Origin of the sequence: Dictyoglomus sp. NZ13-RE01 (assembly GCA_002878375.1) — a bacterium.
Taxonomy (GTDB): domain Bacteria; phylum Dictyoglomota; class Dictyoglomia; order Dictyoglomales; family Dictyoglomaceae; genus NZ13-RE01.
Map to the genome: position 1 here is coordinate 25,729 of NIRF01000014.1, position 11,034 is coordinate 36,762.

11 protein-coding genes and 1 tRNA gene are annotated in these 11,034 nt (G+C 32.6%); all 12 read left to right on the plus strand.

The features are described from left to right. Window positions 1–18 precede the first annotated feature (18 nt). Window positions 19–93, plus strand: a tRNA-Val gene (locus tag CBR30_08355). A gap of 281 nt (window positions 94–374) precedes the next feature. Continuing rightward, window positions 375–2,270, plus strand: a complete 1,896-nt coding sequence (locus CBR30_08360) for a threonine--tRNA ligase (GenBank protein ID PMQ01007.1) — start codon at window positions 375–377, stop codon at window positions 2,268–2,270. Next, complete coding sequence (locus CBR30_08365) at window positions 2,270–3,037, plus strand: prepilin peptidase (GenBank protein ID PMQ01018.1); 768 nt, start codon at window positions 2,270–2,272, stop codon at window positions 3,035–3,037. The genes CBR30_08360 and CBR30_08365 overlap by 1 nt, the downstream gene beginning before the upstream one ends. Beyond that, window positions 3,034–3,513: a hypothetical protein gene (locus CBR30_08370; protein ID PMQ01008.1), complete on the plus strand. Its 480-nt coding sequence runs from the start codon at window positions 3,034–3,036 to the stop codon at window positions 3,511–3,513. Before CBR30_08365 ends, CBR30_08370 begins: the two co-directional genes overlap by 4 nt. Continuing rightward, the gene (locus tag CBR30_08375) at window positions 3,491–3,877 is read left to right on the plus strand and encodes a hypothetical protein (GenBank protein ID PMQ01009.1); all 387 of its coding nucleotides are present in this window, start codon (window positions 3,491–3,493) and stop codon (window positions 3,875–3,877) included. Before CBR30_08370 ends, CBR30_08375 begins: the two co-directional genes overlap by 23 nt. Further along, complete coding sequence (locus CBR30_08380; protein ID PMQ01010.1) at window positions 3,877–4,431, plus strand: prepilin-type cleavage/methylation domain-containing protein; 555 nt, start codon at window positions 3,877–3,879, stop codon at window positions 4,429–4,431. Before CBR30_08375 ends, CBR30_08380 begins: the two co-directional genes overlap by 1 nt. Before the next feature lie 22 nt (window positions 4,432–4,453). After that, on the plus strand, window positions 4,454–5,647 hold the full coding sequence (locus tag CBR30_08385; GenBank protein ID PMQ01011.1) for a hypothetical protein: 1,194 nt from the start codon (window positions 4,454–4,456) through the stop codon (window positions 5,645–5,647). Between the two features lies 1 nt (window position 5,648). After that, window positions 5,649–6,638, plus strand: coding sequence for a hypothetical protein (locus CBR30_08390; protein PMQ01012.1), 990 nt, complete (start codon window positions 5,649–5,651; stop codon window positions 6,636–6,638). Window positions 6,639–6,641: 3 nt separating this feature from the next. Then, window positions 6,642–7,196 carry a fimbrial assembly protein gene (locus CBR30_08395; protein ID PMQ01013.1) on the plus strand — a complete coding sequence of 185 codons (555 nt, stop codon included), beginning with the start codon at window positions 6,642–6,644 and terminating at the stop codon, window positions 7,194–7,196. After that, the gene (locus tag CBR30_08400; GenBank protein PMQ01014.1) at window positions 7,193–7,735 is read left to right on the plus strand and encodes a fimbrial assembly protein; all 543 of its coding nucleotides are present in this window, start codon (window positions 7,193–7,195) and stop codon (window positions 7,733–7,735) included. The genes CBR30_08395 and CBR30_08400 overlap by 4 nt, the downstream gene beginning before the upstream one ends. 10 nt (window positions 7,736–7,745) lie before the next feature. After that, a complete protein-coding gene (locus tag CBR30_08405; GenBank protein ID PMQ01015.1) occupies window positions 7,746–8,360 on the plus strand; it encodes a hypothetical protein in 615 nt (204 codons plus the stop codon). 1 nt (window position 8,361) lies between these two features. Next, window positions 8,362–11,034 (plus strand): type II and III secretion system protein (locus CBR30_08410; protein PMQ01016.1); only part of this gene is annotated, 2,673 nt, incomplete at its 3' end.

Here is an 11,034-nt window from a genome sequence, read left to right on the forward strand (position 1 = left end):
TTTATAATTTTACCCAAAGGGCGCGTAGCTCAGTGGGAGAGCACTATCTTGACGCGGTAGGGGTCGGTGGTTCAATCCCACCCGCGCCCACCATTTGAGAAAAGGCAAGGAAGAGGAGAGTACCCTTATAAAGGCTTTACAGAGAGGAAGAGCATTTGCTGAGAGCTCTTCCAAGTACTATAAGGGGAAAACCACCTCGGAGCTTTCCTACAGAAATCTCCTTGAATGGAGAGAGTAAGTAGGAACGGGTAAATCCCGTTATAGATTAGGAGTGGGGATAGTATATCCCTATTAAGGTGGAACCACGGTGCTCCCGTCCTTTATGGGCGGGAGCTTTGTTTTTTATTATATAAATTTTAAGGGAGGTAATAGATATGGTATGGTATATGAAATGGAAGGATAAAGTATGGGAGTGCGAAGGGAATATACTCTCTTGTGTAAAGAAATATGGCTTAGAGGATATTGCTTTAGGTGCAAAAATTGGTGAGAAAACTTATGATCTGACTATAACCCCTGCTGAAGGTTCAGAGGTATTTATATTGGACTGGGAAAGTCCAGAAGGTAAAGAGATTTTTTGGCATACCTCTTCCCATATTTTAGCTCATGCAGTAAAAGAATTGTTTCCAGAGGTTAAATTAGGCATAGGACCTGCTATTGATGAGGGTTTTTATTATGATTTTTACAAAAAAGAGCCTTTTACAGATGAAGATTTAAAAAATATAGAAAGAAAGATGGAAGAAATAGTCAAGAGAAATATACCTTTAGAGAGAATAGAACTATCAAAAGAAGAAGCAAGAAGATTATTGAGCGAGTTAGGAGAGAATTTTAAGCTGGAGCTATTAGAAGATATTCCAGAGAATGAGACAATATCTTTTTATAAACAGGATAACTTTATAGATTTATGTAGAGGACCCCACTTACCTTCTACAGGATACGTAAAGTATTTTAAACTGCTTAGTTCTTCTGGAGCTTATTGGAAAGGAAGCGAAAAAAATCCTATGCTTCAAAGAATTTATGGAATTTCCTTTAGAAGTAAAGAAGCTCTTGAAGAATTTATAAAAATGAGAGAAGAGGAAATGAAGAGAGACCATAGGAAACTGGGAAAGGAATTAGGGTTATTCTATATGTTTGATGAGGCTGGTCCTGGGTTAGTATTTTATCCTCCTAAGGGAGCAATCATAAGATTGATTATAGAAGAGTTTGAGAAGAAAGAGCATTTAAAAAGAGGTTATTTACCTGTAATTACTCCCCATATAATGAAGGTAGATCTTTGGAAAATCTCGGGACATTGGGATAATTATAGAGATAACATGTACTTTTTTGAGATTGAAGAGCAGGAGTATGGTATCAAGCCCATGAATTGTCCTGGGCATATCTTAATATATAGATCTATGGTTCATAGCTACAGAGATTTACCTGTTAGATTTTTTGAGATGGGTACCGTCTATAGATATGAAAGATCAGGAGTACTTCATGGTTTAGAAAGGGTAAGAGGATTCACCCAAGATGATGCCCATATTTTCTGTACCACTGAACAATTGGAGGACGAAATTAAAGGGGTTTTAGACTTTACTTTTTATATGCTTAACTCTTTTGGTATGAAGGATTACCAAATTACGTTATCTACAAAGCCAGAAAAATATATAGGAAGTGATGAGGTATGGGAGAAAGCAACAAGAGCCTTAAAAAATGCTTTAGATTCAACTAATAGGGATTATATTATTGCAGAAGGTGAAGGAGCTTTTTATGGACCAAAAATTGATATAAAGTTAAAAGGCGCCTTTGGGAAAATGTGGCAGGGACCTACTATTCAAGTAGACTTTAATCTTCCAGAAAGGTTTAACCTTACTTATGACACACCTGATGGAACAAAGGAAAGACCGGTAATGATCCATAGAGCTCTCTTAGGATCCATGGAGAGATTTTTAGCAATCCTAATAGAGAATTATGCAGGTAGATTTCCTCTTTGGCTTTCCCCTACTCAGATTATTATTCTACCAATTGCGGATAGGCACCATGATTATGCTTTAGAATTAAAGAGTATCTTAGAGGATAAGGATTTCAGAGTTGAAGTAGATTTGGATCCTGCAAGTTTAAATTACAAAATAAGAGGAGCTATTTCCCAGAAAATACCCTATCTTTTCATTGTTGGAGATAAAGAGCTTACAGAAAGAAAAGTAAGTGTTAGAAAACATGATAGAGATCTTGGAAGTTTTGATATCGAAAGTATCATAAAAATACTAAAAGAGGAAGTGGAGAAAAAATTATGATGGTTAAATATTTCATAACCTTTTGGATGTTTTTGTTAGGTGCAAGTATTGGAAGTTTTTTAAATGTTGTTATATATAGATTGCCTCGGGGGGAGTCTATAGTTTATCCCCCCTCTCGGTGCCCTAAATGTGGACATAAATTGGGTGCCAAAGATTTGGTTCCTGTGTTCAGTTATATTTGGCTGAGAGGTAGATGTAGATATTGTGGTGAAAAAATATCAGCAAGATATATAATGGTAGAAACTTTATTGGGACTTTCCTTTTCAATTCTTTTCTGGTTTTTTGGTTTTTCCCTTTTCACTATAAAGTCCGCTCTTTTTATCTCTCTTCTTATACCTATTTTTTTCATAGATTTAGATCACATGATCATCCCAGATATTATATCTATACCAGGAACCATATTAGGTATTATGATGGCATTTTTAGGGGGAAATTTAAAGGATGGCATTTTGGGTGCTATTCTTTCTGGAATAATTCTTCTTTTAATTTATCTTTTTGCTTTAATTATCTATAAACAAGAGGGTATGGGACAAGGAGATATAAAGTTGGGATTACTTTTAGGAAGCTTTTTAGGAATAAAATTAGGGGTTTTTGCTATTTTTCTTGGATTTTTGATAGGAGGAATATTTTCAATTATTATTCTTCTTAAAAAGGAGAAAAATTTAAAAGATGCTATTCCTTTTGGACCCTTTCTCGTTGTAGGAGGGATTATATCTTATTTTTGGGGAAATCAGATAATAGACCTTTATATTAAATTCTTCTTATGAAGAATGAGAGTGGCTATACTTTAATAGAGCTATTTATTGTATTAATTGTTTTTTTCATTATTGTAGCCCTGTTTAATGATTATTTTTTTAATTTTCTTGATTCTATTTCCTTAGAAGAATCAGCAACTTATTTATTGCAAAATATGAGATTATTTCAGGAAATTTCTTGCTCCAAAAATACAGATTATCCAGATATAATGGAATTTTATCCAACAATTGATTTATGTATATGGAAGGTTTATAATTTAAGCAGTAATACATATAAGATATATAAAATTTTTGATTTAAAAAAGTATAATGTGGATTTAGTATCTGTTAATTTTGGGGGTAATTCATCATTGCACTTTTCTTCTTTTGGTGCACCATCTTCGGGAGGAACAGTGGTATTGAAAAAGGGTAATCAAATAAGGTATATTATAGTAACGCCTGCGACGGGGAGGATATGGATAAGTAATGAGCCTCCAGAAAATTGGTAAGATTGATGGTTTTAACCTTATAGAGGTATTAATAGTTGGAATTATCCTAACCATTGCAATGATTGCTGTATTCCAAATGTACTCATTCTCATTGATTCAGATCCCAATAATTTCAAATCTCATGCAAGCAAATCACCTTTTAATGAAAGAGGCGGAAATTATTAATTCTAAAAGTTATACAGAGATAGACAGTTTTTTATCATCAAATTATCCAAAGATAGTTAAGGTTGGAGGCTCAACTTATACTATTTCCTATAGTCTTTTTTCATATACATGGTGTAAATTGATAGTTTACAGGGTTTATTGGAAGGATGGTAAAATAGAGAAAAATTTATCTTTGGAATTATTGAGGGCGAAGCCGTAATGAGAAAGGGATTTACATTAACAGAGCTTTTAATAAGTATTGCTGTTTCTTTTATTGTAATAACCGCAATAGTTAATTTCTTGATAATTGGTTCCCAGAGTTATCAAAGGGTGAATAGAAATATTGATTTGCAAAGGAATGCTCGCTTGGTTTCTGACAGGTTAATTAGAGAGGTTAAAAGGGCTCAGATTATTGATCCCTTATCAGATAGTGGTAGCCTAATATTTTCCTATTATATTTATACGGTTTCTTCAGGTATAATATCTTCAACTCTTTCTACGGTGAGGTATTATGTGGATAGTGCAGGTATTCTTAGAAGACAAGTAAAGCAAGGAACATTATGGGTAGGAAATAATCCATTAACTGAGAATAATATTAAAGTTTTACTGCCCCTATTTTCTTATTTAAATTATTCAGGAAATTCTGTAGCTCCAAATAATGCTAAAGTAATAGCTGTAAGCCTAAAATTGGATGTAAATAAAGATAATCAGGCGGATTATACTCTTACCTTTTCTATTTATTTACCAGTTACAGAAAATTACTTTTTGAGGTAAAATATAAAGGAGGTGAAGAGAGTTGAAAGATAAGGGTCAATTAGTAATAGTAATTAGTATAATCCTTTTTCTATTCATTTTAGGCGGAATAATTTTATCTTTAATCCCTTCTGAAAATCTAATGGTTAGAAAACAAATAGAAAGTAATCAAGCTTTTTATTTGGCTCAGGCAGGCTTGCAAAATGCAGTGTATCTTGTTAATTCTAATAAAAATCTTTTAAGTTTAAATTTATCTTCAAAAAGATTTAATTCTGGTTTGATAATAAGCTATACCATTACAGAAACATCTGGGATAAAAATTACAGATTCTTATACATTACCTATCAGTTTGGGAGAGTTTTATGTAACTGCCTCTTATTCTATGGTATATTTACCACAAAGTAATGTTCTCTCACCTATTGATCTTATTGTTATAAAGAGTACAGGTTATGTTCCTTCTAATACTTCCTCTGCTACAAAAAGAAGCATAGAAATTTATGGAAGGGTTGACAATATTTCTTTGGATGCTTTTAGATTTGCAGTTTATGCCAGTAGGAATGCAACCATAGGAGGAAATTCTACTGTTCAGGGAGAACCGCTTCCAGATGGTACCTTTGATGTAGCAGTTTATGCAAGAGGAGATGTTTCTATACCGGGCCATGGAGTTATTAACAATACTTCTAATCCAATACCAGGAAGAGATTATATAGAATCTGATAGTTCTGTTCAAGTTCCTATTCTCAATGAAGCGTATCTAAGAAGTGTTTCTCAAGCTCAAGGTCTATATAGGAGTGGTAGTAGAATAAAGATTCAGGATCTGATTAGAAATGTTGTTATGAGCAATCCTAACTGGTATAATAGTGCTACAAATACTTATAATACTTGGTCCTTAGTAATATTTGTGGATGGGAATGCAGAGTTTGAAGCAAATTTAGATTTTCAAGGTATGATTATAGTAAAAGGAAGCTTTTCAATAAGTGGAACAGGAAGTAATAAAATAGCAGGAATTGTTTATGCTCAAAATTTGAATGCTGTAGATGAGAAATTAACTTTAACTATAGATGGAAACCCAACTATTATAGGATGTTCCTTAGGTGAAGATGTAGATATTAGTGGTAGTAGTGTTGTTAAGCATAATAGTCAAAACATTAATAATATCTTGAGTACCCATGGTATAGAGAATGTGGTCCAGAAGACGAGGGGAAATTTAAAAATTTTATCATGGAGAGAGTTTTGATATGGGGATAAAAGATTTGTTTAAACCTGAAGAACAGCTTATTTGTGTTGACTTTAATAATCCATTAAGAATCCTTTATGCAGGAAAAAAGGGAAGTAATATTCTCATCAAAAGTATTTTAGAGAAGCAGTTGCCAGATGAGATTTTTGAAGAAGGTCAGGCAATAAACTTTGAATCACTTTCTGAAGTTATTAAGAAAAGTTTTAACAATTTAAAAATTAAAAAGGCTAAAGTATTATTTGCTATTCCCTCTCAAAGTGTTGTGGTAAGATTTATAAATTTTGCCTATTTACCAGAGGAGGAGCTAAGAGAGGCTATTAGATGGGAACTTGATAGGTTTACTCCATTTCCTGCAGAAGATGTTTACTTTGATGTGCAAATATTAGATGTAGTAGAGAGAGAAGGAAATAAAGAATATGTGCTTCTTTTAGTTGCAGTTCCTTTAGAGGTTATTCAATCATATTTACAAATTTTCAATAACTTAAAATTAGATCTTCAGCTTGCTGATGTTAGTTCCTTCTCTGCTATTCGAGCTATCATTAAATCAAGAAAATCCATACCTGAGGAGACTACTTTGTTTTTGAACTCTCGTTATAAATTTATAGATTTTGTTGTTACAAAGAATAAGAAGCCCTTTTTCTTTAGATCTTTAATAGCAAGAGAATTTTTTGAAGAGGAAGGGTTGGATGATTTAAGTAAATCTTTTGTTTTAGACAACTATTTAAAAGAAATATCGCAAGGTTTAAATTTATTCTATATGCAATATCCTGAAGAACGTATTGAAAGAGTTATATTATTAGGGGATAATGTGGTATATAAAGATTTTGTTGAAATGTTAGATGCCATGTTTGGACTTCCCATGGAAATATCTCCTCTATCTTTACAAGATATGGGTGTTCAAATAAAAAATAAAAAGATATTGGATGAAATCCAAAATAATTTACCTAAGTGGGTAAGTGCTTTAGGTCTTTTGTTCTGGGGGGAAGTATAAACTATGTTTAAGATAAATTTATTGCCAAGAGAGGCTAAGAGAAAAAGAGAATTAATAAGAATTCCATTTTTGGAAATTATTCTTTTGATTATAGCCTTGATAGCTCTTCTTTTTGGGATTGGTTTTTACAGGAATCTTTATATTGAGGTGCAGAATTTGAAAGCGGAGAATACTAATTTGGAGGAACAAATTAGCTCAATAAAAGATAGATTGAGAGAGTTACAAAAAATTGATGAATTAAAAAAACAATACAGTGAGAAACTTAAGCTTTTAGAAGAGATTTCTCAAAAAGAAATTGCTTGGTTAGATCTTTTTGAAAATTTAAATAGAAGTGTACCTAAGAATCTTTGGTTTAAAAATTTTAATATGGAAGATTCTAATTTAAATTTGGAGGGTTTTGCCCTATCCTATAATGATATAGCAGTTTTCTTAGCCCAAATGGAGACAATGGGGTATTGGCAAAATGTTAAATTAACCTTTGCTCAAAGAGTAGGCACTCCTCCTTATGAGTCCATAAACTTTCAGATATTAGCATCTTATACAAGGGGTGAGCAATGAGAATAAATATTTGGATTATTCTTTCTGCTATTCTTCTTATTGTTTTGATAGCATCTTATGCCTTATTATATCGTCCCTTGGAAGCAGAAAAGAATACTCTGCTTGAGAACATAGAAAATAATAGGCAAACTCTTTTAAGATATCAAATGAGCTATAAAAAATTATTAGAGGAATGGGATAAGTTTAAAATGGATATACAAAGGTATTCAGAAATTCGGGAAAAATTGCCATCAAAGGAAGATCTACCAAGCTTATTAATTTTTATAGAAAAAACGGCAAAAAACTCAGATTTGAAAATAAATTCTTTTAAACCGATCTCATCAGAAAAGAAAGTAGAAGGAAAAACTCCTCCACCCTATGAAGAAATGAGTTATAGTATTGATATGGAAGGAAGTTATGGTGCATTTTTATTATTTTTGTCAAGAATAAAAACTGCTCCAAGATTAATTCTTATTAAAAATTTGAAAATAGTTCCTTCGGAAGTTAAGGCTACTACATTAAAGTTAAGTTTTATTCTATCCACTTATATTGCATATTAGGGGGAAGGTTATGGATATATCAAGTTTATTTAAAGATTCTAAATTTAGACTATTATTGCTGATTTTAGGTGTTGTAGTAGTTGTAGGAGGTATTGGGTATTATTATTATGCCAATGTTCTTTCGGTCCCTGTATCCCAAGAAGTTCCAAAACGGTCTACGGCCCCACCACTTCCTTCTTTTTCTGATACAATTACTCAAATATTAAGTACTTTAACCTTTAAAGAAACTGTATACACTTATGTTAATATTCCTCTTGGTAGGAGTAATCCTTTTATCCCTGTGATAACTATTCCAGAAAGAGGTTCTACAAGTATTTCCATTTCAACATCCCAAGAATCACAGTCCCAGGCTTCTATAAAGAAAGAGATATCTACACCGATAAAGACAGTACCTAAAAGTTCCTTTGCATCAAACTTTAAAGTAACTGGAATTATAAAATATGGAAATGCATATTATGCTACTATTGAAGAGAATGATAGGGGGTATGTTGTTAAATATATTCCTGGAGCTAAGAAAGATGTAATTAAGGGGGATATTTATGTAGAGAATATTGATTTTGATAAAAAAATAGTTACGTTAAGAAAAGGTCAAGAGGTTGCTAATTTAAAATTAGGAGGTGAATAATTTGACCCTTAAAAAGAGCTCAATAATTTTAACCATTTTTTTATTTATATTAATGGTATCTTTTTCTGCAATAACATCTTTGGTTAATGTTCAGGTAAAAGAAGTAGTCCCAGGTTCAATGGATATCATACTTTTATTTTCTTCTCCTACTATTCCTAAATACACACTCTCATTAAAAGGAGACAAGCTTTATATTAATTTAGAAAAGGTTAGTAATAGTCTAAAAAGTAAATCTGTTGATATAAATAAGGGTTATTTAACAAAGATAGATATTTTGGAAGATAAGAAAAAGGAGGTAACAACTTTAGTTATAAATTTTGTTGGATCTATACCTAAATATGTTGTTTCTCCAAAATTGGGAAGTTTAACTTTGTCTTTTAATCCTACCACAGCTCAAACCCAGGTTCAGGAGAAGCCTATTTCTGAGACAAAGGAAGTAGTAAATTTAATTGGGGTTAGTTTGGATAAGAATTATAAACCACCTTTAATAGTTTTAAAGACAGAAAATAACATAATACCAACTTATAAAACATTATTGTTAAAAAATCCTCTAAGGTTTGTAGTTGATTTAGAAAATACTGTTGATAAAACTACAATGAAGAAATTAGATATAAATGTCAGCCCCTTTATTGCTCTTCGTATATCTCAATTTTCAAAGGAACCTTTAGTAACTCGTCTCGTTTTTGACTTGAAAGTCTCCTATCCTCCTGTGAATGTGAAAATATCTGATAGAGGATTAGTAGTTGGAACAGAAGAGGTGCTTGCAAAGATTCCATCAAAACAGCTAGCAGTAGTCACTAAAGTTACTACCGAAACCACTGTTGAAAAGCCTAAGGTATCTACAGAAGCTCCTGTGGTTTCTACTCCTACATTAGTAACCCCTCAGGTAGTTCAAAAGAAAGAAGAAACAGTACAGGATAAGTTCTTACAGAAAGTAACTTTAAGCTTTGATAGGGCGGAGATTAGAGATGTTTTAAAGGCAATGGGACAGTTAGTTGGAATGAATATTATAACCGATATTAGCGTACAGGGAAGAATTAGTGTTTATCTAAAAGATGTAACCTTTAGAGATGCTTTTTATTCCTTACTTTCCGCCAGTGATTTAGGTTATATTCAACATGGGGATGTATTGATAGTAAGCACTCTTGATAAAATGCAAAAATTACAAAGTAAAGATATTACAACAAAAATATTTACCTTTGAGTATTTTGATGTCAATAAAGCAAAAGAAATAGTTAGTAATATAAATAAGAATCTTATTGTTGTTACTGAGGAAAATAGAAAGTGGCTAATTGTTTCTGGTCCTTCTTCTGAGCTTGCAAAAATAGAAAGTTTTATTAAATCTTTAGACGTCCCAGCTCCTCAAATTATTACTGAAGCACCATTGCCAACAGATAAGTTTATTATAGAAAAGGTTGATGGTAAGGTTTATCTCTCTACGAATCTTAAAGGTGAAGATATAAAGGATGTTTTACAGGAGATTGCAAGAAAGACAGGTAAAAGCATATTTATTGATAAAGAAGTAACTGGAAATGTCTATGTTACTTTAAATAGAGTTCCTTTAGATAGAGCAATAGACTTGATTATTCGTGGAAGTGGACTTAGCTATCAGATAAAAGAGGGTGGAGAGCTTGTTGTAACTAGAAAAAGAGAGGATTCAGCTCTTATAACCTCTACCATAGAATTATTGAAAGCGGAAGTTATAAATAATAAGATATACATCTCTGGAGATTTAAGAAAAGTTGATATAAGAGATGTTTTAAAAGAGTTAAGCACAAAAACTGGTTTAAATTTCGTTATAGATCCAAAAGTTTCAGGAGAGGTAGAATTTTATGTAAATCAAGTTCCAATTGATGAGCTTTTATCACTACTTGGGAAAATTACTGGTTTTACCATAGAGAAAGTTGGAGATATAAATTATATAAAACCTGAAGAAAAGATACAAATTTCTACAGAAGTAGCGAAGACGAAGCTTTACACATTAAGGTACATAACATTGAGTGACCTGCAGAGGGTAGGAGGACAAATAGTAAAAGGCATAACCTTCAGCTTTGATGAGAAGACAGGTTTATTAGTAGCGACAGGAAAAGAAGAAGACCTAAAGGTATTAGAGGATCTAATAAGCAAAGTAGATGTACCGAAGAAAGAGGAAGTAGTAAGCAGGGAGCTACTCACGATAGAGAAAGAAGGGGATAGATACTTAGTGAGCGGAGAGCTAAAAGGGGTAGACATAAAAGACATCATAAGGGAGATAGGAAGGAAGACAGGCATCAACTTTGTAATAGATCCGAGAGTAAGCGGACAAGTAGAGCTATACCTAAACAAAGTAGACTTAAAAGAAGTAATGAAGATACTAAGCGATGTAGGAGGTATAAGCATAGAGGAGAGCGACAAAGTAACCTATGTAAAGCCGAAGACAGAAGAGAAGGTAGCGGTGCCAGGTGAAATAGCGAAGACGAAGCTTTACACATTAAGGTACATAACATTGAGTGATTTGCAGAGGGTAGGAGGACAAATAGTAAAAGGCATAACCTTCAGCTTTGATGAGAAGACAGGTTTATTAGTAGCGACAGGAAAAGAAGAAGACCTAAAGGTATTAGAGGATCTAATAAGCAAAGTAGATGTACCGAAGAAAGAGGAAGTAGTAAGCAGGGAGCTACTCACGATAGAGAAA